This window comes from Sinosporangium siamense, assembly GCF_016863435.1.
Classification (GTDB): domain Bacteria; phylum Actinomycetota; class Actinomycetes; order Streptosporangiales; family Streptosporangiaceae; genus Sinosporangium; species Sinosporangium siamense.
Window position 1 is genome coordinate 229,650 of sequence record NZ_BOOW01000012.1, and the last position, 23,547, is coordinate 253,196.

A 23,547-nucleotide genomic window follows, 5' to 3' on the forward strand; every position below is an offset into this window, starting at 1 on the left:
GGTGCGCGGTCGCCTATGGGGCGGTCTTGTCGGGTCGTTCGGTGACGCGGATCGAGTTGACGAGCGGCGAGCCGGTCTGCGCGGCGAAACGCAGGTTGAGCTGCCCGTCGGCGACCTTCACGGTGTAGCGGCGCGTCACGGCGGTGTCCGCGCCGGCCTCCTGCGCCAGGTCCAGCAGGGGTACGGCGAGCCGTCCCTCGGCCAGCACGTCGAAGACGCGGGCGCCGGGCGCGGCGCCGCGGATCTCGGCGAAGCCGAGGTCGACGGTGTAGACGCCCGCCGGGAGGTTGTCGAAGCGGTATTCGGTCATGGACTCGCGTGCGGTCTTGAACAGCGCCTGGTCGCCGGTGCCGCCGATCGTCCTGGCGGTGGCCGCCGCCCTGCTGCGGGAGCCCAGGTAGCCGTGGCCGCCCGCCGTGTAGGCGCGGTCGGCACTCCAGCGTTCACCTTCGGAGTCGACGACCTCGCGGGTGCCTCCGGCGTCGAGTGCCACCTGATGCCTGGGGACGACGAGGGTGACCGGGATCTCCGTCGCGGTGCCGCGGCCGGTGCGCACCAGCAGCTTCCCGCTGCGCACGGCGCCGGGATGCAGGCCGGCGGCGTCGCCGGTGACGGTCACCGCGGCCGAGGCGCCCGGCGCCAGTTCGCCGCTCGCCGGGGTCACGCTCAGCCAGCTCTGCGCGGGATCGGCGGTGACGGTATAGCTCGCGGGCGAGGTGCCATTGTTGGTGAGCTTGACCGTGCGGCTCTTGGTGGAGCCCGCGTCCGCCGGCAGTTCGACCTCCGCCGCCGAGGCGCCGATGTCGTCGGCGGCCAGGGTCACGTTGACGCGGGTCCAGGCGCCGACGCCGACGTTGACCGTCTGGGTGACGCTGCCGTACGACTCCTTCTCGACGGCGACCCGCTGCTCTCCGGCGAGCGCGTAGCCGAGGAAGGCGCCCTCGGCATCGGTCGTGAGCACGGTGTCGCCGGCCTTGACCGTGGCCCCGGCCAGCGGCCTGCCGTGCGCGTCGACGACGGTGCCGGTCAGCAGGCCGTGCCTGGTCGGGGTGAAGGTGAGCTGCAGGCCGTCGGCGACGCTCGGGCGCTGCTGGGAGTAGAGGAACGCGTCGGTGCCGGTCTCGTTCTCCAGGCCGACGTAGTGGGGACGCTGGTCGGCGAGCGTCCGGCCCTGGTACTGGAACTTGATCGAGCCGTTCTCCCCGAGCAGCAGAGCGATCGAGACGGGGTTCACGTTGTCACGCTGGCTGTAGAAGTCACGCCATTCGATGACGTGTGTGCGGTCGGGGGCAACCCCGTAGGTCGCGGTGTAGACGGCCGAGTCGCTCCCCGCCGACAGAGCACCCTGGAAGGGGTACAACGCCGCGTTGGGCGCCGCAGTGGAGGGCAGGGAGCGCTGCTGCGGCTGGCCGGCCTCCTGGAAACTCACGAATCCATCCCAGGCGATCCACACCTCCCTGCCTGCCGCTCCGTAGAAGGGGAATGGGAAGGGGAGAGACCTCTTCACGACCCGAGGTGACGTGCTCGTGGTCAGCTTCTCGGTGCCCCGGGTGAGCGGCGCCGTGCCGCTTGTGCACACGTAGCCGAACTTGTCAGTACGGCGCGGCAGCACGATGTCCTTGACCGCGGCACCGTTCACCGTGACCGGCACGGTGGCCGTCCCCGTGCAGAGGGCGGCTGCCGGTGCGGCTTTGACCTCGTGGGTGCCGGCCGGCAGGTCGAGCCGGTAGCGTCCGGCCGCGTCGGTGGTGACGGCCTCGACGGGCAGGCCGGGCGCGGAGACGACCGCCCCCGCCTGCGGCGTGCCGCCGGGGGCGGTGACGGTGCCGGAGACGGCGTGCAGGGAGACCGAGGTCAGCGTCACGTCGCCGGGCACCGTCTGGTTCTCCTTCACGGTGAACGACGCCGTGGCGTCGCCGTACCCGTGTTTGCGCACGGTGACCCGGTAGTCGCCGACCGGCAGGCGCGGAAGCGTGTAGGTGCCGTCGGCCGCCGTGGCGGTCCTGCGGTCGACCGGCCCGCTGAGGGTGATCGTCGCCAGGTCGACGGGTGCGCCACCCGAGGTGACCGTGCCGGACACCCGGCCCACCGGACCGATCGGGGCGGCGCGGACCGCCGCGTAGGCGTCGAGGCGGCCTTCGCCGTAGACGTTGTTCCTTTCCGGGGTGCCGCCGCACGTGTTGTCGGGAGTGTCGATCGCGGTCCGGCCGAGCAGAGCCCGGGTGGTCGCGACGTCGCCCTTCAAGGAGGGGGCCGCCGACCAGAGCAGCGCCACCGTGCCGGAGACGTGGGACACGGCGGCGAAGTCGCCGGTGCCGACGCGGTAGACGCCGCCCGGCTCCGCGGTGCGTACGTTGACGCCGGGAGCGGTGATGTCGGGTTTCACCTCGTCGTTCACGCCGGAGCCGCGAGCCGAGTTGGGCCACACCTTGTCGGTCTCGTCGAGCAGTCCCACGGCGTAGGCGCCGCCCCCGGCCGCCGGTGTCTGGACCGTCTTGCACAGGGGCGAGTAGGCCAGGGCGCTGAACGCCGGGAAGATGCCGGCGGCGGTCCACGCGTCGACCACCGGCGCGAACCACGAGTCGACGCCGTAGTCCGTCCAGGTGTTGTTGACGATGTCGGGCGCGAGGTCGGGGCGGGGGTTGCGGCCGCTTGAGTCGGTGGGCGCGATCAACCACTGGGCCGCCGCCAGCAGGTCGCTCGCCCCGTTGCAGCAGCCGCGGGCGGCGATCCACTTCGCGCCGGGGGCGACGCCGATGGTGTCGTCGGCGGTTCCCCCGACGGCGACTCCGAGGCCCCGGGTGCCGTTGCCCCGGCGCCGGTCGCAGGGGGCGCCGCCGCAGGTGCCCTGGGGGTCGAACCAGTTGTAGTTGTGGTCGAAGGTGCCGTCGGCCTTCCTGCCGCGATATTTGGTGGCGAGGGCGGGGTGGTCGTACTGCACGCCGTCGGTGATGTCGGCTATGACGATGCCTTCGCCTCGGGAGCCGAGTTCGTTCCACACGCGGGGGGCGCCGACGCGGTCGATGTTCCATTCGACCGCGTTGACCTTGGGCACGTCCTTGCCCGCGGCCTGCTGAGGCCGGGCGAGGGGCCGGTCGGGTTCGATGCGCTGGACCTCGGGAAGTTTCGCGATCTCGGCGGCGAGGGCGGCGTCGCCGGTCACCTTGACCGCGTTGACGATCCAGAAGGGGGTGAATTCCGTCTTCTTGGCGGTGAGGAGTTTGCGGAGCGACGCCTGGGAGGTGGTGGCGTGAGCAGACTTGGCCTGGAGCACCTGGGCGCCCTTGGCCGCCTTGGTCGTGGCCTTGGCCGCGGCGGTGAGGGTGGCGTTGCCGTTCAGCCGCACGAGGAAGGTCGCGGGTGCCTTGCTCAAGGTGGCGAGCAGAGTTTTGTCGATCTTGGCGGGCTCGGGTGCGGCGTGGGCCACACTCTGCGGGAGTAAGAGCGCGAGGGCGGCCGCCGTGCCGGCGAGAGCCGTACGCCATCGGCTGCGTGGCTGGGACATGTGGTCTCCTTCAAACCCGGGGAGAGACACCCCCGGGGATCCCGCCCCGCCGGGACGGCGGGGCGGGAACAGGTGCTTAGGGAAGGGTCTTGTCGGGGCGCTCGGTCACCCGGAGCGTGTTGACCAGCGGGGCGCCCCGCTGCGCGACGAAGCGGAGGTTGAGCTGCCCGTCGGTGACCTTCACCGCGTAGCGGCGGGTGGTGGCGGTGCGCACCCCCACCTCCGCGGCCACGTCGAGGCCCGGCACGGCGAGTTTGCCTTCGGCCATGACCGTGAACACCCGCTGCCCGGGACGGTGGTCGCGGGTCTCGGCGAAACCGAGCTCGACCAGGTAAACCCCGCTGGGCAGGTTGTCGAAGCGATACTCGAGCTGGGACTCGCGAGCGGTCTTGAACAGCTCCTGGTCTGCCGTGCCGCCGATGGCGCCGGTCGCGGTGTGCGTCCTGCTCTGCGCCCCCAGATAGCCGTGGCCTCCGGCGGTGTAGGCGCGGTCCGCGGTCCACTTGTGCCCGGCGGCGTCCAGGCTGTCGCGGGTGCCGCCCGCGTCCACGGCGATCTCGTGCTTGGGCGCCACGATGCTCGCCGGGATGTGGAAGACCGGGTTGCCGGCGCTGGCCGACCGCACGACGAGCCTGCCGGTGCGGAAGGTGCCGGGCGCGAGCCCCGCGGCGTCGCCGGTGACCGTGATCGTGGCCGAGGCGCCCGGCGCGAGCTCCCCGCTGACCGGCGACACGCTCAGCCACCCGCCCGTCGCCTCCGCCGCGACCGAGTACGGCGAAGCCGCCCGGCCGAGGTTGGTCAGGGTGAACGTGGTGGTCGCCGCCGGCTCGCCACGTGTCACCAGCTCCACGGCGGCGGTGTCGGCGGACACCCGGCCGGTGATCAGATCGGTGTCGGCGGACGACCGTTCGCCCAGGCGGACCGTCGCCTGCCTGGTGACGGTGCCGAAGCCCTCCTTGGACACGGTGACCTGGTGCTCGCCGGGCGGGAGCAGCCCGGCGAAGGTGCCGTCGCCGGCGGTGGTCAGCGTCGTCAGGTCGCCGATCTTCACGCTGGCCCCGCCGACGGGGGTCCTGTCGTTGGCGTTGAGCACGGTGCCGGTCAGCAGTCCGCGCCCGTTGGGGGTGAACTCCAGGCTCCATCCGTCGGCGACCGCCGGCCGGTTGCCGTTGCTCGTGTACTCGACGGCCGAGACGTCGTGGAAGCCGCCCTGGATGCCGACGGTCGCGTTGCGCCCGTCGGTGGAGTCCGGGGAGACGCCGCGGTAGCGGAAGCCGATCGACCCGTCCTCATGGAGCAGCGCCGAGAAGGACAGCCGCTTTCCGGGCTCGTTCCGGAAGGTCATGTCACGCCATTCGACGACGAACGTGCGGTTGGGGACGGTACCCATCGTCTTGGTGTAGATCCCGGACCGATCGTCCAGCCAGAGGTCATCCCAGAAAGGCATGATCGCGGCGTGCGGCATCTGGAAGCTCGGCAGGTTGTCGTTCCACGGCGTTCCGCGCTCGGACGAGAAGTTCACGTAGCCCTTCGCCGACAACCAGGCTTTGCTGTAGCTGCCGCGGTAGAAGGGGAACGAGAACGGCAGGCTGACCCGAGGTGAGACCCACGGCTCGGGGTGTGCCACCTTGTCGGTGCCGGCGACGTAGGGCTCGGTGCCGGTGGCGCAGGTGTAGCCGAAGGGGTCCTGGCGGAGCGGCAGGGTGATGTCCTTGGTGGTGTCGCCGGTCACGGTGGTGCGCAGGGTCGCGGTGCCCGCGCAGGTGGGGTAGGCGGTGGGGGTGACCTTGAGCTCGTGGTCGCCTGCGGGCAGGGTGAGCCGGTAGCGGCCGTCGGCGTCGGTGGTCGTGCTCTCGCCTGTGCCGGCCACCTGCACGTTCGCACCGGCGGCCGAGGTGCCGTCGCCGGTGACTCGGCCGCTGACGGTGTGGGTGGGGACGGCTGCCAGGGTCACGTCGTGTACGGCGGTGCCGCCCGCGGTGACGGTGACGGTTCCTGTGGCTGTGCCGTACCCGAGTTTGCGCACCGTGATCTGGTGGGTGCCGGCGGCCAGGCGGGGGATGCGGAAGGTGCCGTCGGCGGCGGTGGTCACCGTGCGGGAGCCGGGGGCCGCCGTGGTGACCGTGGCCCGGGCGAGCGGGCTGCCGCCCGCGGTGACGGTGCCGGTCAGGGCGCCCGCGGCCGTGGCGGGGGCGGCCTTCACGGCGGCGTGCACGTCGAGGCGGCCTTCGCCCCAGACGTTGTTCTTGGCCGCGGTGCCGCCGCAACTGGTGTCGTTCACGTCGGCGGCGGTGCGGTCGAGCAGGGCGCGGGTGGCGGGGACGTCCCGGTAGAGGGTGGGGGAGGCCGACCAGAGCAGCGCCACCGCGCCGGCGACGTGGGAGGCCGAGAGCGGTCCCCAGTGCAGGACGCCGTAGTTGTTGCCGGGTTCCGTGCTGACCACCTCGGCGCCGGGGGTGGCGATGTTGGGCTTGACCTCGCCGTTCTGGCCGGGGCCGCGATCGGAGTATTGCCAGATCCGCAGGTCGCGGCCGTAGGTGCCCGCCATGTAGGCGTTGGCGTAGCCGCCGGGGGCGGCGGCCGATCCGCACGAGGTGGACTCGTTGAACCCGCTGTCGAGCACCGGGAAGATGCCGGCGGCCACCCACGTGTCGAGGAGGTCCCCGAACCACCGGGGGAAGCCGACGTTGTCACGGCGGTTCTCCCAGTTGACGGCCCGCCAGGAGGTGGTGATGACGTCCGGGGCCAGATCGGGACGCGGATTGCGGCCCCACCGGTCGGTCGGGGCGAGCATCCACTGCCCGGCCGCGAGGAGCGCGCTCATGGGGCAGACGTCGTCGCAGGCGTTCACCCCCATCCACGTGGCCCCGGGGGCGACGCCGATCGCCTGCGTGTCGGTGCCGCCGACCATGACCCCGAGCAGCCGGGTGCCGGGCTGCTCCGAGCTCTCGCAAGGAGTGGCGCCGCCCGGGGTGGCGCAGGTCCTGACGTCGTACCAGTTGTAGGAGTGGTCCATGGTGCCGTCGGCCTGCCTGCCGCGATAGCGGGGCGCGAGGGCCGGATGGTCGAACTGCACGCCGCCGGTGATGACGCCCAGCGTGACGCCCTCACCGCGGGTGCCGAACTCGTTCCACACCCGGTCGGCGCCGATGTGGCCGATGTTCCACTCGACGGCGTTGACCTTGGGGTTCGCCGCCTTCGCGAGCGTGGGTTTGGGCGTCGTGAGGAGGATGTCGGGTTCGACGCTCTCCACGCCGGGAAGTTTGGCGATCGCGGCGGCCAGTTCGGCGTCGCCGGTCACCTTGGCGCCGTTGGCGATCCACAGGGGGGTGTAGGCGGCTTTACGTTCGGTGAGCAGGGTCCGCAGGCCGGCTTGGGCGGCGGCGGCGAACGTGCTCTTGGCCTGATAAACGTGGGCGGCCTTGCCGGCCTTGCCGGCCTTGCCGGTGGCCGACCTCGCGGCGGCGAGGTCGGCGCCGCCCTTGAGGCGCACGAGGAAGTCGGTGGTGCCCTTCTTGGCGAGCTCGGCCAGCAACGCCTTGTCGACCTTGCCGGCCGGCGCGGCCTGGGCCACCGTTTGCGGGAGAAGAAGTGAGAGGGCTGCGGCGGTTCCGGTGATGAGGGCCCGCCATCGCCTGGGGGTGCGTGGCATGCGGCCTCCTTCAGAACGGACGTTGCCGGTCCGCCTGAGGCGGCGACAGGTAATGATCTTCACAGGTCATGCGGGAAATGGTGGAGGGGTGATGTCAATATTTCAAGCCGTGGACCGTTGGAAAAACATTTCATTTCGATATTTAATGTAATGGGAGCGTTCCCGGGGGAATGGTGGAGATCCTTACCGAGGTGCTCAACGGCCGCTTCTCCGGCCGGACGATGGAAACGATGGTTTAAATCGTTCCCGGGCCGCTATTCGAACTTCCGCGCCCACCGTCGATTCCCATTTTCCGGACATGTGATGTGGAGTGCCGCCCACAGGTCTTCCTGTGGGCGGCACCCGGATTCGCCACTGCCTTACGGGATGGTTTTATCGGGGCGTTCGGAGACGCGGATGGTGTTGAGAATGGGGGTGCCGGTGAGCGGGACGAAGCGGACGTTGAGCCGCCCGTCGGTCACCTTCACGGTGTATTGCCGGGTGGTGGCCGTGCGCGCGCCGACCTCCAAGGCCAGATCCAGGGCCGGCACGGCCAGCTCGCCTTCGGCGTACACATCGAAGACGCGCTGTCCCGGGCGCGAGGCGCGGGTGTCGGCGAAACCCAGCTCGATCGTGTAAAAACCGCTCGGCAGATCATCGAAGCGGTATTCGGTCATGGATTCGCGTGCCCGCTGGAACAACGCCTGGTCGGGGGTGTCCTTGATGGTGGCGGTGGTGGAGTGGGTGCGGTCGCGGGTGCTCACATAGCCGTGGCCGCCCGGGGTGTGGGCGCGGTCGGCGGTCCAGCGTTCGCCGGTGGAGTCGGCGATGTCGCGGGTGCCGCCGACGTCGACGGCGATGCGGGTGGCCGGGATCACCATCGTGACCGGGATGTCGATCCTCGGGTTCCGCCCGCTCGCGGAGTTCACGCTCAGGGTGCCATTGCGGTAGGTCCCCGCCGGGAGACCTGTGCTGTCGGCGGTGACGGTGACCGTGACCGACGCGCGGGGTGGGAGCTCGCCCTCCGCGGGAGTCGCGCTCAGCCAGGCGCCCGCCGGGGTCGGGCGCAGCGCGTAGGTGGCGGAGGACGTGCCGAGGTTGGTGAGCACGATCGTGGCGCTCTTCTTGCCGTTCGCGGGGGTGACGAGGTCGAGTTCGCCGGCCGAGGCGCTCACCCGGCCGGTGATCAGCGTCGCGTCGAGCCGGCTGCGATCGGCGGCGGCCACGGTCGCGGGATGGGTGACGGGGCCGTAGTGTTCCTTGGCCACGGTGATCTGGTGATCGCCGGCCGGCACGTGCGCGATGTAGGTGCCGTCCTGCGCGGTCGTCACCCGCGCACCACCGCCGATCCGCACCTCGGCCCCTGGCACCGGCCTGCCGTCGTTGCCGTCGAGGACGGTGCCGGCGAGCACGCCGTGCGGGATCGTGAAGGTCACACTCCCGCCGTCGGCGAGGGACGGCGCGTTGTAGGAGAACGGGAAGACCTCCCAGTAGAGGCCCTCCAAGCCGATCGTCGCGCTGCTCCCCGCGGCGAGGTCGTGGGTGACACCGCGGTAGCGGAAACTGATCGCGCCGTTCTCACCGAGCAGCGCGGAGAACGACACGCGTTCGGCCGGGGCTGAGTGGAACTGCACATTGCGCCATTCCACGACGAAGGTCCGGCGGGGGGCGGTGCCGACGACCGCCGTGTAGATCCCGGCATCGGCGTCCACCACGAGGTCATCCCAGAAGGGGAAAATCGCGTCAGACACGAGCGACGGCAACGTCCCGTTGTCGCGGAACCGCCAGTCGGCGGTGAAGTCGATCCAACCGCTGCCGCTGACATACGCCTTGTCATAGAAACGGCCGAGGAACGGGAAGGGGAACGGCAGCGGCACAGAGGTGTCGTTCCCCCGGCCGGTGATCGGCAGCTTGGTGGTGCCGCCCACATATGGATCACTGCCCCTGACACATCCCATGCCGAAGCTCTCGGTACGGCGGGGCAGCACGATGTCCTTGGTCATGTCGGCGGTCACCGTGATCGGCACCTCGATCCCCTTGGAGCAGCGTCCCTGCGGCGGGGTGACCTTAAGGGTGTAGGTCCCGGCGGGCAGCGAGACCCGGTAGCGGCCCGCGGCGTCGGTCGTGACGGGAAGCTCCGGTGTGCCGAGCGCCTCCAGAGTGACCGGTGAGTCGGGAGCGCCGTCAAAGGTGACCGTTCCGGTCACCGCGTGCCTCTGCTGCGCGGTCATGACGAGATCCAGCACCGCGGCCTCGCCGGTGGCCAGGGTGACGGACCCGGTGGCGTCGTCGTAGCCGAATTTGCGTGCCGTGAGCTTATAGGTGCCGGGGCGCAGGTGCGGCAGCGCATAGGTTCCGTCGGCCGCGACGCTGAACTTCCGCCGCGACGGGCCGGTGAGGACGAGGTCGACCCCGGCCATCGCCGCCCCTCCGGCGGTGACCGTGCCGCGCAGCGCGGCGGTCAGCGCCGGGGCGTCGCGGGCGGCGGCATAGACGTCGAGCCGTCCTTCGCCCCAGACGGGATTCTCCGCGGCGGTGCCGCCGCAGCTCGTGTCGTCCATGTCGATCGCGCCGCCGTCGAGGAGGTCGCGGGTGGCCCCGACGTCGCCTTTCACGTTGGGGGCCGCCGCCCAGATGAGGGCCGCGGCGCCCGCGACGTGCGCGGAGGCCGACAACGTGGAGGAGACGGTGCGGTGGCGCAGGACCCCTGGCCAGGCCGATCGGATATCCACACCGGGCGCGGCGATGTCGGGCTTGATATCGCCTCCGTCCGTGCCGCGGCTGGAGAAGGGGGCGATGGTGTTGTTCACGTCGAACGCGCCGGCGCTGTAGGCGTTGGCGTTGTTCCCCGGGGGATAGTCGGTCCCGCAGCGAGGCCCCCCGTGGCCGGCACCGAAGATGGAGAAGATGCCTGCCGCCTCCCAGGCGTCCAGAACCGGCTTGTACCACCATCGGTCGGCCGACGGCCCGGACCAGAAGTTGTGCACGATGTGCGGGGCGAGGTCCGGGCGTGGGTTGGCCCCGGAGCGGTCGGTCGGGGCCACCATCCACTGCCCTGCCTCGATGATGAACGACTCGGGGCAGAATTCGAAGTTGCAGACGGAGGCGGCGATCCACTTCGCCCCCGGCGCGACGCCGATCGTTCCGGCTCCACCGACCATGGTGCCCGTCACGTGCGTGCCGTTGCCGTGCCAGTCACACGGGGCCAAGCCGCAGTCATCCAGTCTGGCGAACCAGTTGTAGTTGTGGTCGAAGGTGCCGTCGGCCTTCCGGCCGCGGTATTTCCCGACTAGGTCGGGGTGGTCGTATTCCACGCCGGTGTCAATGGTGGCGACCACGATGCCGTCACCTCGCACGCCGAGGTCGTTCCAGACCCGCGGCGCGTTGACGCGGTCGACGTTCCACTCGACACCCTCGGCCGCCGGCGCCTCCTTGCCGGGTGCCTTGGCCGGCGGCGGGAGGGCCCGGTCGGGGACGACGGACTCGACCTCCGGCAGGTTCGCGACGGCCTGGGCGAGCGCCGCGTCGCCCTTCACCGCCACCGCGTTGACGATCCACAAGGGTCTGAACTCCGCCTTGCGCGCAGTGAGAAGGCTTCGCAGGCCGGCCTGGGACTTCGCCGCGTGGGCGGACTTGGCGGCGAGCACCTGGGCGCCCTTGTCCGCCTTGCCGGTGGCCTCGAAGGCCGTGCCGAGGTCGCCGCCCTCCTTCAGCCGCACGAGGAAACCGGTTTGCTTCTTGCCGTTCAGCTGCTCCCTAAGATCCTTGTGGATCTTGGGGGACAGGTTCCGTGCGGGTTCGGGGGAAGGTGCGGCTGGTGCCGCGGTCGGCGGGCGGGCTTGTGCCGTAGCCAGCGGGAAGAGGAGGGAGACGGCGGTGAGGGCGCCGAGCATGATCGGCCGCCACCGCCGGGAGGTCTTTGACAATAACGGCGAGTTTGGAGAACGATCTTCCCATGCCATGCCGAGAATGGTGAATGGGTCTGATCGACATTTCAAGCGATGGACCGTTGGAAAACAAGTGCGTATTAATATTTAAGGTTATGGGAGCGTTCTCCGTGTGTACGGAGCCACGTGGAGCTGGATTTATCGGCATGATGGGTGGATTTCGAACATCGGGATCGTTCCCATGGTGCAGTTCGAATCCCGATGACCGCCCTTGGGCATCTCTGTGTCACACAGTGCGCCGACCTGGCGTATGCCTGTGTGGACCTGCTCCGCCGAGCGCCCGTGAACTCCCCGCAGGATCGGCATCAACGATCAACACCACGGGCAGGGCCACCGGCAAGAAGGCCCGCCAGACGGCGATGGTGAGGTCGATAGCGCGGTTGCCCAGATGCGCGAGTTCGTGGAGGACCACCGCCCGGAATCCCGCCGGGTCCGTGGAGAAGGTGCGCACCAGACCGGCGTCGAGTCGCACGGAACGGCGTCCGGCGCGGCCGAACGCCACGCCGCTCATCGCCTGCCGGGCGCTCAGCAAGAACTGCGGAGCCCGCTTCAAGTCAGCGTGCCGTACCAGGTTGTGGAGTTCGGCGGCGAGTTCCGGGGCGTCGCTTTCGGGGGGGCGGGGTGAGTTTGAACCTCCGGCGATGCCACACCGGCTGCTAATAGCTTGATCGAAAATCATAGGCCGTGCATACGGCGGCCCCCGGACATGGTGGTGGTCAAGTCCGGGGGCCGATAGGGGAGGGGTCCGTCAGGCGGGGATCCACTCCGTCCATGAGGTGATCTCGGACAGAACCTCCGGAAGGGGTTCCACGCCGAGGCCGGGGCCGGTGGGCACGGTCAGGTGGCCGTCGTCCAGGACGAAGGGCTCGGTGACGTCCTGGGCGTAGTAGCGGCTCGACCCCGACGTGTCGCCCGGGAGGGTGAAGCCGGGCAGGGCGGCCAGGGCGACGTTGGCGGCGCGGCCGATGCCGGTCTCCAGCATGCCGCCGCACCACACCGCGATGCCGTGCGCCGACGCCAGGTCGTGGATCTTGCGGGCCTCGATGTAGCCGCCGATCCGGCCGGGCTTGATGTTGATGATCGAGCAGGAGCCGAGCGTGATCGCGGCGGCGGCGTGCTCGACCGACTCGATCGACTCGTCCAGGCACACCGGCGTGTTGATCCGCTTGGAGAGGGCGGCGTGCTGCACCAGGTCGTCGTTGGCGAGCGGCTGCTCGATGAGCAGCAGCCCGAACTCGTCGAGCTTGGCCAGGTGGGGGGCGTCGACGAGCGTGTAGGCGGCGTTGGCGTCCGCCTGCAGCAGGATGCCGTCGCCGAAACGCTCACGTACGGCGCGCACCGGCTCGATGTCCCAGCCCGGCTCGATCTTCAGCTTGATGCGGACATATCCCTCGGACAGGTAGCCGTCGACCGCGTCAAGCAACTCGGGGATCGAGTTCATGATCCCGACGGACACGCCGCACGGCACCCGCTCGGCGGTCGCGCCGAGGAACCGCCCGAACGACTCGCCCGACGCGCGCAACTGGGCGTCGAGCACGGCCGTCTCCAGCGCCGTCTTCGCCATCCGGTGGCCCTTGAACTTCGCCAGCGCGTGGGCCACGCCGTACCCGTCGATGCCCGGCCGCGACGTGAGCGCCGGGATGAGGAAGCGCCGCATCACATCGACGGACGCGTCGACGTATTCCGACGAGTAGAGCGGCGACGACATCGCCACACACTCGCCCCAGCCCTCCGCCTCAGGGGTGACGACCCGCACGAGCAGCACGTCACGCTCGTGCTCGACACCGAACGAGGTGCGGAACGGCGCGACCAGCGGCAGATCGATCCTGCGCAGCTCGATACCAGAGATCTTCATAAACCACCTACGGCGGAAACCCGCCGTGTCTCCTTTCAACCGTTCCTGTCGACGATGTAGCCACCGCCGCGGGTAAACCCGATCACTTTCGCGCCCGCCGCCATCAGATCGCCGAGCACGTCGCGCACCGCGCAGCGCCACGCCGTGGCGGCGCCCGGGTCTGTACGGCGGAGCGTCTCGATGTCCTCCGGCACCGCCACCAGGATCGTCCTGCCGTCGGTGCGCCCGAACACGGGCCGGCCTTCCTTGTTCTCCAACCCGGCGACCGCGTCGGCCGGCACGAGGGGGCGGTGGGGACTGCCGTCCGCGGCCCGCACCACGTGCGGCTCGTTGAGGCGCCACACGGCGAGCACACGGTCGGACTCGTCACCGGCGTTGATCGAGTCCTCCATCGCCCCGTAGAACCTGGGCAGGTATTCCTCCGGACGGGCGCCCAGCTTGACCAGGTTGAAGTAGATGTTGCGGCTCACCAGCGGGTCGAAGGTCCACGTGATGCGTTCGAGTCCGCGCTCCAACGCCCACGCCCGCTGGTGCAACTTCAACGCGAAGCCTATGCCCCGGCCGATCGTCGCACCCGTGATGTGCGAGTGCAGCGACACCCCGGGCGGCGCGGCGAGGAACCCCACGGAGCCGCCGACCAGCTCGTCCCCCTCATAGGCCCCGGACACATAGTTGCCCGCGTGCGACATCGCACGCATCAGCTCCGTCGTGATCGGCGGACTGGTCGGGTCGGGCCGCCAAATGCGGTCGAACAGCTCGAAGACCGACTCGAACTCCTCAATCTCATGCAACTGCCGTACGGTAACCCCGGCCCGAGCGGCCGCCGCGTCGGCCGCCGCACTCGCGGCGGGCAGCGGCCCGCTCACGGGTTCACCCCGTCGAGGACGTCGGCGACCAGGCGTGACAGCAGTGCTGTACGGCCCGGCATCTCCGAGGTGATCACATGCTCGTGGTCGGCGTGGGCGCCGCCGCCCACCGCGCCGAGCCCGTCGAGCGTGGGGCACCCCACGCCCGCCGTGTAGTTGCCGTCCGAGGCGCCGCCGACCGCCACGCCGCTCAAGGCGGGCTGGCCGAGATCGGCCGCGGCGCGTTGCGCCAGCTCGAACAGCGCCGCCGAGGACGACGCCTCCATCGGCGGCCGGTTCGGGCCGCCGAGCAGCTCCAGCCGCGCGCCCGGGATCCGGGCGGTCAGGGCGTTCATCAGTTCGTGCACCCGCTCCTGCGCCTCGACGGTCGGCACACGCACGTCCACCTGCACGCTCGCCCGCGCCGGAACCGTGTTGGTGCTCGTCCCCGCGGCCGACAGGGTCGGCGTCACCGTGGTCAGGCCCGCGTCCACCTGGGCCGCGATCTCGTTGACGGCAAGGATCTGGTGGGCGAGTTCGACCGCCGCGTTGACGCCCTTGGCGGGTTCCAGGCCGGCGTGGGCGGCTTTGCCGTACACCACCAGTTCATAGTGCGACACGCCCTTGCGGGCGGTCTTCAGCGCCCCGCCGTCCGCGCTCGCCTCCAGCACGAACGCCGCCGACAGGCCTCGCGCCGACTCCTCGATCAGCTTCTGCGACGTGGGGGAGCCGAGCTCCTCATCGCCGGTCACCAGCACACTGACACCGTCCAGGGACGGCAAAGCCCGCAAAGCATGGAAGATCTGGACCAGCCCGGCCTTCATATCGAACACCCCCGGCCCCCGCGCGGTGCCGTTCACGACGGACCAGGGAAGGGCTGAAAGGGTGCCGATGGGCCACACGGTGTCGTGATGCCCGAGCAGCAGCACTCGCGGCGAGCCGAAGGTCCAGCGCAAATGCGTCACCCCGTCGACGACGAGGAACTCCGGAGCCGCCCCCAGCATCCGCTCTCCCTGAGCGGCCACCACCCCCGCGCTGCGGGCCACAGCCGCGTGATCGCTGGAGAAGGACTCGCAGACCACCAGTTCCTCGAGGTCGGCGAGCATCGCGTCGAGATTCACGCGGACCGCCCGAGTTCCTGCCGGAACAGGCGGCGCACGTTGCCTCCGACGATCTTCACGATGTCGTCCTCGGCGAAGCCCCGCTTGATGAGCCCCTCGGTGACCAGCGGCATGCCGCGTGGCCCCTCAAGACCCGCGATGCACGCGTCGGTGTCGAGGTTGTCGAGCCCGATCGGCTCGCAGCAGGGCGGCGTGAGCTCCTCCAGGATCTCCTTCACGAAGTCCGAACCGAGCCCTACGTGGTCGATGCCCGCGACGTTCGCGATGTGCTCGATGTGGTCGACCAGGTGATCGACCGTCACATCCTTCGGCTTCTCCGTCAGGAAGGCCGCCACGAAGTTCACACACACCACACCACCCGTCGCCGCCACCCCCCGGAGCTGCTCGTCGGTCAGGTTGCGGTGGTGATCGAGCAGAGCACGCGCCGACGAGTGCGTCGCGAGCAGCGGACGCGTCGACAGCTCGAAGACGTGCTCCACCCCGGATGCACCCAGATGGGAGATGTCGAAGATGATGCCCAGACGTTGCATCTCCTTCAGCGCCTCGACGCCGTGCGTGGTCAGCCGGCTGCCGGTGGCGTCCTCACAGCTGCCGTCGGCCAGCGGCGTCCTGCCGAAGTGCGCGATCGAGGCGACCCGCACCCCAAGCCGGAACAACGTCGAAATCAGTTCGATGTTCGCGTCGAGCCCAGGAGCGCTCTCCAACGCCAGAACGAGAGCGATCTTCCCGTCCGCCAGCGCCTCGTCTATATCGGCGCCGTCCATGCAGAGCTTCACCTCGTCGGCGTTGCCCTCCGCCAGGATGTGCGCGGCCTCGATCATGCGCAGGGTCTCGCGGAGAGCACCCTCCGGGCGGTATTGGTCGTCGATGAAGACCGGCAACACCTGAAGGTCCACTCCGCCGTCGCGGAGTTGAGGCAACCACTGCTCACGGAAGAACGACGCCCACCGTTTGGGCGGGCGCGCCGTCACCGCCATCAGCAGGTCGTTGTGTGTATCTGCGACGACCGCGCGGCGGTGCAGGTCGGTGAACACGAGGGTTCGCTCCTTCGCTGCGGAAAATGAGGGATGCATTGAGCATTTTTCCCACTGATCAGCGGCCTAGAAGGCGGAACTTGACCAGCGAGTATGGAAAAAGCTCACCTGGACGCTATCCGGAACGCCCTAGCGCTGAATTCGTCCGCCACACCTAAGAGGTTGGGGGGTTTTGGTGTGGTTCTCCCATCGAGGCGGCTGTCCGCCGCCGCCCGGCGATAGTCTGCGTCGGTGTCACGATCAACCCTTAAGGACGTCGTAGCGGCCCTCGAAACCCTCTACGACCCCGCGTGGGCCGAGCCCTGGGACGCCGTGGGACTTGTCTGCGGCGACCCCGACCGGCCCGTCACACGCGTCATGTTCGCGGTCGACCCCGTCGCCGCCGTCGTCGACGAAGCCCTCGCCCGGCGGGCCGACCTTATCGTCACCCACCACCCTCTCTATTTGAAAGGCACCACCAGCGTCGCCGCCGACACATTCAAAGGACGAGTGATCCACACCCTCATCCGCAACGACATCGCCCTCTATACCGCCCACACCAACGCGGACACCGCCAACCCCGGCGTCTCCGACGCCCTCGCCCGCGCCGTCGGTCTCGAAGGCGAACTCACGCCACTCTCGCCTTCGCCGTACGGCACAAGCCTCGGCATCGGCCGAGTCGGAGATCTGGCGACACCCCTCACCCTCGCGGCGTTCGCGGAGCGGGCCGCCGCCGGGCTTCCCGTGACCCCCGGCGGCCTGCGCGTCGCGGGCGACCCCGGCCGTGAGATCAGGAGGGTCGCCGTCAGCGGCGGAGCCGGCGACTCCCTCCTCGGCGCGGCCCGCGCCGCCGGCGCCGACGTCTTCCTCACCGCCGACCTCAGACACCACCCGGCCAGCGAACACATGGAGGCCGGCGGCCCTGCTCTGATCGACGCCGCCCACTGGGCCACCGAATGGCCCTGGCTCGCCGACGCCGCCGCCCTTCTCACGTCCCAGCTGGCCCGGCGGGGCGTTAACGTGGAGACGCACGTCTCCAGCAGGGTCACCGACGCCTGGACCACAACAGCACAGCGAGGGATGAAATGAAGGCAGCACCTGGTGCCCAGAAGCGCCTGCTCGATCTGGCCGGGCTTGACGCCGCCCTCGACCGCCTCGCGCACAGGCGCCGCACACTTCCCGAGATCGCCGAGATCGCCGAGCTGACCACTCGCCTCGGGCGCCTCGCCACCCAGATCATCGCCGCCGAGACCGAGGCCAAAGACCTCGCCCGCGACCAGAGCAAGGCCGAATCCGACGTCGACGCCGTCCGCGCCCGCGCCGACCGCGATCGCAAACGCCTCGACTCCGGCCAGGTCTCCTCCCCTCGCGACCTCACCAGCCTCCAGTCCGAGATCGCCTCCCTCCAGCGTCGCCAGGACGACCTCGAAGAGGTCGTGCTTGAGATCATGGAGCGCCGCGAGGCGGCCGACGCCAAGACCGCCGCCCTTGTCGCCGAACGCGACGAGGTCACCGCCTCCCGCGACGCCGCCGCGGACCGCCGCGACGCCGGGTACAGCGAGATCGACAAGGACGCCGACGGGACCGGCCGCAAGCGCGACGCCCTCGCCGCCGAGATCCCGGGCGATCTGCTCGCCCTCTACACCAAGCTCCGCGAGCAGTCCGGCGTCGGCGCCGCCCACCTCCAAGCCGGCCGCTGCCAGGGGTGCCGCACCAGCCTCCCCATCGCCGAGCTCAACCGCATCCGCACCACCGCCCCCGACGAAGTCGTGCGCTGCGAGGAATGCCGCCGCATCCTCGTCCGCACCCCGGAGTCCGGCCTGTGACCACCTACCTCATCGAGGCCGACGGCGGATCCCGGGGCAACCCGGGACCCGCCGGCTACGGCGCCGTCGTCAAGGACGCCGCCGGCGGCCGTGTCCTGGCCGAGGTCGCCGAGGCGATCGGCACGGCGACCAACAACGTCGCCGAATACCGCGGCCTCATCGCAGGCCTCACCGCCCTCCTCGACCACGCAGGCGACGGCGCCAAGGTCGAGGTGCGCATGGACTCCAAGCTCGTCATCGAGCAGATGGCGGGGCGGTGGAAGGTCAAGCACGAGGGGCTCAAGCCGCTGGCCCTGGAGGCGGCAGGGCTGGCCCGGCGCCTTAAGGTCACTTGGAAGTGGATCCCGCGCGCGGACAACAGCCACGCCGACCGCCTGGCCAACGAGGCCATGGACGCCGCGGCCGAGGGCCTTCCCTGGACACGGTCGGCCTCTTCGGACGTCGGCCTTAAGGATGTTGGCCTTGGGCAGGCTTCTTCGGATGTCGGCCTTGAGGATGTTGGCCTTGGGCAGGCTTCTTCGGATGTCGGCCTTGGGCGGGGTTCGGATGTCGGCCTTGAGGATGTTGGCCTTGGGCGGGGTTCGGGCGCCCGCCAGGAAGAGAGCGACCAGCGTCCCGGGGGCCAAGAGGCGGGCAGCCGACCGGGAACGGAGGACAAAAGCACCGGCTGGGCGGCCCCGCCCACCCGGACCGCCACCACCCTCCTTCTGCTCCGCCACGGTCAAACCCCTCTCTCCATCGAACGCCGCTTCTCCGGCCTGGGCGACGCCGAACTCACCGCCGAAGGCATAGCCCAAGCCGAAGCCGCCGCCACACGATTCACGCGAGAGCCGTACAAACTCGACGCCATCATCAGCTCCCCCCTCAAACGCGCCCGCGTGACCGCCGAACTCATCGCCACCCACTGCGGCATCCCCCTGGAGATCGACGACGGCCTCCGCGAGACCGACTTCGGCGCCTGGGAAGGCCACACCTTCGCCGAAGTGCAAGAACGCTGGCCCGGCGAGCTCACCACCTGGCTGGCCGACCCGGCCGCCGCCCCACCCGGCGGCGAAAGCTTCACCGTCACAGCCCGCCGCGTCGAATCCGCCCGCGACCGCATCCTCCAGGCCCACCCCGGCGCGAACGTGCTGGTCGTCTCCCACGTCACCCCGATCAAACTGCTGGTACGGCTGGCCCTCCTGGCCCCACCCGCGGCCCTCTACCGGATGCACCTGGACGTGGCGTGCCTGTCGAGGATCGACTACTACTCCGACGGCCCCGCCGTACTGAAATACCTCAACGACACCTCCCATTTGCACTGACCGGCGAACTCCGTGGAGTTGTTACCCTTGTGAATACGGCGGACGAGCCGGCCGGGCGGTCGCGTCGGGTCCCTTCACCGGGACCCGCCGAGGAAGGTCCGGGCTCCACAGGGCAGGGTGGTCGGTAACCCCGACCCGGGGCAACCCGCGGGACAGTGCCACAGAGAGCAGACCGCCTTCCCCACCTGGGGAAGGTAAGGGTGAAAGGGTGGTGTAAGAGACCACCAGCGCCCACGGTGACGTGGGCGGCTAGGTAAACCCCACCCGGAGCAAGGTCAAGAAGGGACACTCCACAAGGAGCGTCCTGCGCGCGACGTTCGAGGGCTGCCCGCCCAAGCCGCGCGGGTAGACCGCACGAGGCCGCCGGCAACGACGGCCCCAGATGGATGACCGCCCCTTCGCGCAAGCGAGGGACAGAACCCGGCCTACAGGCCGACTCGTCCGCCCTTCCTGGCTCTGAGCCGGTCTTTCTGGACTTTCATGATCCGGAACTCAGCACGGTGTTCTTGTGTCGCATCGGCGTATACGTTGCCGTGAGCATGACAGCCGCCCCGATTATTCGATGACGATCGTTGCATTGTCAGTGGGTGAGCATCTCCAATGCCAGGTATCTCCAGTGGAAGACGGCGGGCGGCTACAACGTCCTGGACCTGGCGACCCTGAACGACCAGAGCTGAGCATCCTTCCTGGGCATCGCCACGGGCGTCTCCAGGCGGGGCGTGCGTTTTGACATCCCTCACAGATAACCGCTATCTATTGGCTAACCGTTAGGGGCTGAAGTGCAGGACGCGGTGCTGGCGATGCTCGCCAAGGAACCATCACACGGATACCACCTGCGTGCTCGGCTGCAACAAAGCCTCGGCCCGCTGGGCGAGTCGATGAACCCGGGTCAGATCTATGTGACCTTGACCCGGCTGGAGAAAGCGGGACTCGTCGTCTGCGAGCGGGCGGACGGGCTTCCCGAACGGCCGGAGCGCAAGGTCTACGCTCTGACACCGGCCGGGCAGCAGCGGGTGGCCGCCTGGTTGGCCGAGGTGGGCTGGCCCAAACCGGACCTGGCGGAGTTTCACCTCAAGCTCGCCGCCGCAGCGGCGGCCCGGCTGGCCGACCCGATCGAGCTGGTGGCGGCGCAGCGCCGTGAGTTGCTGCGCCGTCTGCGTGAAGTGCAACAGGCGGCGCTGGCCGAGCCGGCGGGGACGGGCGCCGGGCTGCTGCTGGAGGGGGTCGTGCTGCGGTTGCGGGCGGACCTGCGCTGGCTGGAGGCCTGTGAGCGGGCCTGGTCCAAGGCCGACGACGAAGTCGAGGATGGATGAACGTGTCAAGTGCGGTGGTCCGGGCCTGCGCTCTGGTGAAGACGCACGGTCAGGGGCAGAGCCGGGTCCGCGCGGTGGACGAGGTCGACCTGGAGGTGCCGCAGGGGCAGATGCTGGCGGTGATGGGGCCCAGCGGCTGCGGGAAGTCCACCGTGCTGCACCTGCTGGGTGGCTTGGAGCGGCCTACCGATGGAGAGCTGTGGGTGGCAGGGCGGCGCATCGACACGCTGAGCGAGCGAGCTCTGGCGCGCATGCGGCGCCGGTCGGTGGGCTTCGTCTTCCAGGCTTTCCACCTGGTGGAGGAGCTGTCGGCGGCCGAGAACGTTGAGCTGCCCGCGCTGCTGGCCGGACGCTCGCGCCGCCAGGCCGGGCGGCGCGCGAGCCTGCTGCTGGAACGGGTCGGGCTCGCCGGCCGCGCCCGGCATCTGCCGTCGCAACTGTCGGGCGGGCAGCGTCAGCGGGTCGCCATCGCCCGCGCGCTGGCCAACGACCCGCTGGTCGTCCTGGCCGATGAGCCGACCGGCAACCTCGACACCGCGGCGACACTCGACGTGCTGAGAATCTTCGAGGACCTGCGTTCCGCGGGACAGACCCTCGTGATCGTCACGCATGACGAGCGGGTCGCGGCCACGGCGGATCGGCTGGTCTCGATGCGCGATGGAATGTTCGTCGACGACACCTGGCTGGCCGGCTCCCGCACGCGTGGGCTCGGCGGGCTGATCGGGCTGGGGGAGTGAACGTCGTGGGCTCCGTCGTGCTCGTCGTGCGCCTGGTGCTGGCCGACGTGCGCCGGCACAAGGTGCAGGCCGCGATGCTCCTGCTCGCGGTCACCGTGGCCACGGCCACGATGGCGCTGGGCCTGTCCCTGCGCGGAGTGAGCGACGCGTTGTACGCGCAGACCCGCGCGGCCACCGCCGGGCCGGACATGGTGGCACTCTCCGGAATGACGGACCCCGACGTGACCGCGGCCCTGGCCGCGCTGGCGGACGATCCCGAAGTGGTCGCCCACCACGGCCCTTATCGCATCGTCTACGCCGACCTCACCACACGCGATTCCACATCGTCCCCGGTGGTGGTGCAGGGCTTCGCCGAGACGCCCGGCACGGTCAACCGGCCGCTGGTGACCTCGGGGCAGTGGGTGCGCTCCGGCGGCACGGTCCTCGAACGCGGCTTCGCCACCGCGCTGGGCGTCGGCGCCGGCGACCACGTCACCATCGCCGGCCGCTCGTACCCCGTCGTCGGGATCGCCGTGACCGCGGCCACCCCTGTCTACCCCTGGGCGACGCAGATCGGCCCGTACGGGGGCCCCGGCGACTACAGCGGCCTGGCCTGGATGACCTCATCAGACGCCCGGACCCTGGCGTCCTCCCACGATCTCCCGGTGACCCTGGCGCTGGACCTCAAACTGCGCGACCCCGCCGGGACCGAGGCCTTCCTGGACGCCCACCGCAGCGCCACCCTCAGGGTTAACTTCCATACCTGGCAGTTCACCGCCAAGCAGGACCTGGTCATTCTCAAGGACAGTCAACCGATCCTGGTCGTCGGTAGCTGGCTGCTCGGCTTTCTGGCCATCACCGGAGTGGCGGCGCTGGCCGCAGGACGCGCCGCCGAGCAGACGCGCCGGGCCGGGCTGCTCAAGGCGGTCGGCGCCACCCCGGGTCTGATCGCCGCCGTCCTGCTCACCGAATTTCTGGCGCTGGCGCTGGCCGGCGACGCGCTGGGGCTGATGATCGCTCGCGAAACCCTGCCCGCCGTCGCCAGCCCCACCGCCAGCCGGATCGGTGCCGCCGGGCTGACCGGCGGCACCGTAGCCGCGGCGACCGTCCTCGCCGTGGTGGTGGCGGTGCTGTCCGCGCTGCGTCCCACGCTGCGCGCCATGCGCACGGCGACCGTCACGGCGCTGACCGCCACCGCGCGTCAGCCCCGTCACCGCCCCTGGCTCACCGCGCTGTCCGCGCTGCTGCCCACGCCGCTCCTGCTCGGACTGCGGCTGACCGCCCGCAGGCCGGGCCGTGCCGTACTGCAAGCGTGCTCCACCGCCACCACGCTGATCGCGATCGTCGCCCTGCTGACTCTCTATGCCCAGCCGGAGAGGGGCTACGGCCTGGACGGCTCCTCCGTCCTGCCCAACCTGCGGGGCGTTCACGACCGCCGGCTGATGGTGGCGATTACCGTCCTGCTGATCGCACTCGCCGTCGTGAACACCCTAACGTTCACCTGGACCACTGCCATAGAGGCCCGGGCGAACATGGCCATCGCGCGCACCCTTGGCGCCACCCCGGGACAGATCTCCGCAGGACTGTCCGTCGCCCAGCTCCTGCCCGCGCTGCCCGGCGCCGTCATCGGCGTCCCCCTGGGCCTCGGCCTGCTCTCGCTCTTCGCCGCCGGGAACTGGGAGCTACCTTCCTCCCTCTGGCTGCTCGGCGCCGCACTCGCGACTCTCCTGGCGACAGCGGCACTCACCGCCCTCCCCGCCCACCTGGCGGCCCGCCGCCCGGTGGCACAGACCCTGAGCGCCGAAACGGCCTGACCCAACGCTCCTGACCCGCATCCGGGACCGTCCGGCCGCGCGGTGCAGGTGGTCGAAACAGCGGCTTAGCCTGCCTCGCGCAGTGGCTGGAACTGCACACTTAGCCTCATCTCCAGGGCCTCCGCGAGCCGCTCCAGCATGGGGATGGTCGGCATCGTCCCGCCCGCCTCGAACCGTGCCACCGCCGGCTGTTTCAATCCCGCACGCTCGGCCAGCTCGCTTTGGGTCAGGCCGAGCTGCTCACGGCGCAGCCGTACCGCCTCACCCAGCTCAAAGCGGGTCCTGGCCGCCTCGTATGCCGCTCCTGCTCCTGGACGGCTCATGATCTCAGCTCGCTTGGAATCCCAGCTCTTACGCTCGCCCATGTCGCTCACTCCTCGTCTGCCGTGTGAGCCTCAGCGATGCACCGCTGCATGGCCCGCCATGCCCGCCTAATCTCGGCGGACTCGCGCATCCGCCGCTTACGGAACACCGTCAGCATGATGATCCGCCGACCAGGCGCGATCCAGTAGGTAATCCGCACAGCTTCCCGCTCGAGGTGGAAACGCAGCTCGCGCAGCTTGCCACGGAGCTGACGCGTGTAGGGCTCATCCAGCAGGACGCCGCGCTCGGCCAGCAGGTCGACACAGAATGCCGCCGTCTCCTGGCCTTCCTGAT

Annotated in this window: 16 protein-coding genes and 1 other RNA gene; 7 read left to right on the forward strand and 10 right to left on the reverse strand. The window is 70.1% G+C overall.

Annotation, left to right across the window (positions count from 1 at the left end):
• Window positions 1–13: 13 nt before the first annotated feature.
• The 8 genes from Ssi02_RS10565 to Ssi02_RS10600 all read right to left on the reverse strand — a co-directional run bounded on the left by Ssi02_RS10565 (window position 14) and on the right by Ssi02_RS10600 (window position 15,938).
• Entirely contained in the window at window positions 14–3,505 is a 3,492-nt protein-coding gene (locus Ssi02_RS10565) for a carboxypeptidase regulatory-like domain-containing protein (RefSeq protein ID WP_204024320.1), read from the reverse strand.
• A gap of 76 nt (window positions 3,506–3,581) precedes the next feature.
• Window positions 3,582–7,157, reverse strand: coding sequence for an NIDO-like domain-containing protein (locus Ssi02_RS10570; protein ID WP_204024321.1), 3,576 nt, complete (start codon window positions 7,155–7,157; stop codon window positions 3,582–3,584).
• Between the two features lie 359 nt (window positions 7,158–7,516).
• Window positions 7,517–11,062, reverse strand: coding sequence for an NIDO-like domain-containing protein (locus Ssi02_RS10575; RefSeq protein WP_204024322.1), 3,546 nt, complete (start codon window positions 11,060–11,062; stop codon window positions 7,517–7,519).
• A gap of 247 nt (window positions 11,063–11,309) precedes the next feature.
• Window positions 11,310–11,762, reverse strand: a complete 453-nt coding sequence (locus Ssi02_RS10580) for a M48 family metalloprotease (protein ID WP_204024323.1) — start codon at window positions 11,760–11,762, stop codon at window positions 11,310–11,312.
• A 69-nt stretch (window positions 11,763–11,831) separates the two neighbouring features.
• The gene (gene menC / locus Ssi02_RS10585; RefSeq protein ID WP_204024324.1) at window positions 11,832–12,938 is read right to left on the reverse strand and encodes an o-succinylbenzoate synthase; all 1,107 of its coding nucleotides are present in this window, start codon (window positions 12,936–12,938) and stop codon (window positions 11,832–11,834) included.
• A 35-nt stretch (window positions 12,939–12,973) separates the two neighbouring features.
• Entirely contained in the window at window positions 12,974–13,804 is an 831-nt protein-coding gene (locus tag Ssi02_RS10590; protein ID WP_239128775.1) for a GNAT family N-acetyltransferase, read from the reverse strand.
• Window positions 13,801–14,904: a M20 family metallopeptidase gene (locus tag Ssi02_RS10595; RefSeq protein WP_204024325.1), complete on the reverse strand. Its 1,104-nt coding sequence runs from the start codon at window positions 14,902–14,904 to the stop codon at window positions 13,801–13,803. Before Ssi02_RS10595 ends, Ssi02_RS10590 begins: the two co-directional genes overlap by 4 nt.
• Complete coding sequence (locus tag Ssi02_RS10600; RefSeq protein WP_204024326.1) at window positions 14,901–15,938, reverse strand: dipeptidase; 1,038 nt, start codon at window positions 15,936–15,938, stop codon at window positions 14,901–14,903. Before Ssi02_RS10600 ends, Ssi02_RS10595 begins: the two co-directional genes overlap by 4 nt.
• Window positions 15,939–16,169: 231 nt before the next feature.
• Between Ssi02_RS10600 and Ssi02_RS10605 the strand changes: the two genes are divergently transcribed.
• The 7 genes from Ssi02_RS10605 to Ssi02_RS10635 all read left to right on the forward strand — a co-directional run bounded on the left by Ssi02_RS10605 (window position 16,170) and on the right by Ssi02_RS10635 (window position 22,890).
• Window positions 16,170–17,006 carry a Nif3-like dinuclear metal center hexameric protein gene (locus tag Ssi02_RS10605; RefSeq protein ID WP_204024334.1) on the forward strand — a complete coding sequence of 279 codons (837 nt, stop codon included), beginning with the start codon at window positions 16,170–16,172 and terminating at the stop codon, window positions 17,004–17,006.
• Complete coding sequence (locus tag Ssi02_RS10610) at window positions 17,003–17,743, forward strand: zinc ribbon domain-containing protein (protein WP_204024336.1); 741 nt, start codon at window positions 17,003–17,005, stop codon at window positions 17,741–17,743. The genes Ssi02_RS10605 and Ssi02_RS10610 overlap by 4 nt, the downstream gene beginning before the upstream one ends.
• Window positions 17,701–19,047 (forward strand): bifunctional RNase H/acid phosphatase, encoded by a 1,347-nt coding sequence (locus Ssi02_RS10615; protein WP_204024338.1) that lies wholly within the window; start codon window positions 17,701–17,703, stop codon window positions 19,045–19,047. Before Ssi02_RS10610 ends, Ssi02_RS10615 begins: the two co-directional genes overlap by 43 nt.
• A gap of 43 nt (window positions 19,048–19,090) precedes the next feature.
• Window positions 19,091–19,491: RNase P RNA component class A (rnpB, locus tag Ssi02_RS10620), an RNA gene on the forward strand.
• Between the two features lie 335 nt (window positions 19,492–19,826).
• On the forward strand, window positions 19,827–20,360 hold the full coding sequence (locus Ssi02_RS10625; RefSeq protein WP_204024340.1) for a PadR family transcriptional regulator: 534 nt from the start codon (window positions 19,827–19,829) through the stop codon (window positions 20,358–20,360).
• Window positions 20,357–21,097: an ABC transporter ATP-binding protein gene (locus Ssi02_RS10630; protein ID WP_204024342.1), complete on the forward strand. Its 741-nt coding sequence runs from the start codon at window positions 20,357–20,359 to the stop codon at window positions 21,095–21,097. The genes Ssi02_RS10625 and Ssi02_RS10630 overlap by 4 nt, the downstream gene beginning before the upstream one ends.
• Before the next feature lie 5 nt (window positions 21,098–21,102).
• Window positions 21,103–22,890 (forward strand): ABC transporter permease, encoded by a 1,788-nt coding sequence (locus Ssi02_RS10635; protein WP_204024344.1) that lies wholly within the window; start codon window positions 21,103–21,105, stop codon window positions 22,888–22,890.
• 65 nt (window positions 22,891–22,955) lie between these two features.
• Here the strand turns inward: Ssi02_RS10635 and Ssi02_RS10640 are convergent, their stop codons facing one another.
• Window positions 22,956–23,255 (reverse strand): helix-turn-helix domain-containing protein, encoded by a 300-nt coding sequence (locus tag Ssi02_RS10640; RefSeq protein ID WP_204024346.1) that lies wholly within the window; start codon window positions 23,253–23,255, stop codon window positions 22,956–22,958.
• 5 nt (window positions 23,256–23,260) lie between these two features.
• Window positions 23,261–23,509 (reverse strand): type II toxin-antitoxin system RelE/ParE family toxin, encoded by a 249-nt coding sequence (locus tag Ssi02_RS10645; RefSeq protein ID WP_307825632.1) that lies wholly within the window; start codon window positions 23,507–23,509, stop codon window positions 23,261–23,263.
• Window positions 23,510–23,547 lie beyond the last annotated feature (38 nt).

Excerpts from the sequence above, each read along its gene's own strand:
- Ssi02_RS10570 (WP_204024321.1), bottom strand. The coding sequence starts at position 7,157 with ATGCCACGCACCCCCAGGCGATGGCGGGCCCTCATCACCGGAACCGCC.
- Ssi02_RS10610 (WP_204024336.1), top strand. The coding sequence starts at position 17,003 with ATGAAGGCAGCACCTGGTGCCCAGAAGCGCCTGCTCGATCTGGCCGGG.
- menC (WP_204024324.1), bottom strand. The coding sequence starts at position 12,938 with ATGAAGATCTCTGGTATCGAGCTGCGCAGGATCGATCTGCCGCTGGTC.
- Ssi02_RS10640 (WP_204024346.1), bottom strand. The coding sequence starts at position 23,255 with ATGGGCGAGCGTAAGAGCTGGGATTCCAAGCGAGCTGAGATCATGAGC.
- Ssi02_RS10565 (WP_204024320.1), bottom strand. The coding sequence starts at position 3,505 with ATGTCCCAGCCACGCAGCCGATGGCGTACGGCTCTCGCCGGCACGGCG.
- Ssi02_RS10580 (WP_204024323.1), bottom strand. The coding sequence starts at position 11,762 with ATGATTTTCGATCAAGCTATTAGCAGCCGGTGTGGCATCGCCGGAGGT.
- Ssi02_RS10630 (WP_204024342.1), top strand. The coding sequence starts at position 20,357 with ATGAACGTGTCAAGTGCGGTGGTCCGGGCCTGCGCTCTGGTGAAGACG.
- Ssi02_RS10615 (WP_204024338.1), top strand. The coding sequence starts at position 17,701 with ATGCCGCCGCATCCTCGTCCGCACCCCGGAGTCCGGCCTGTGACCACC.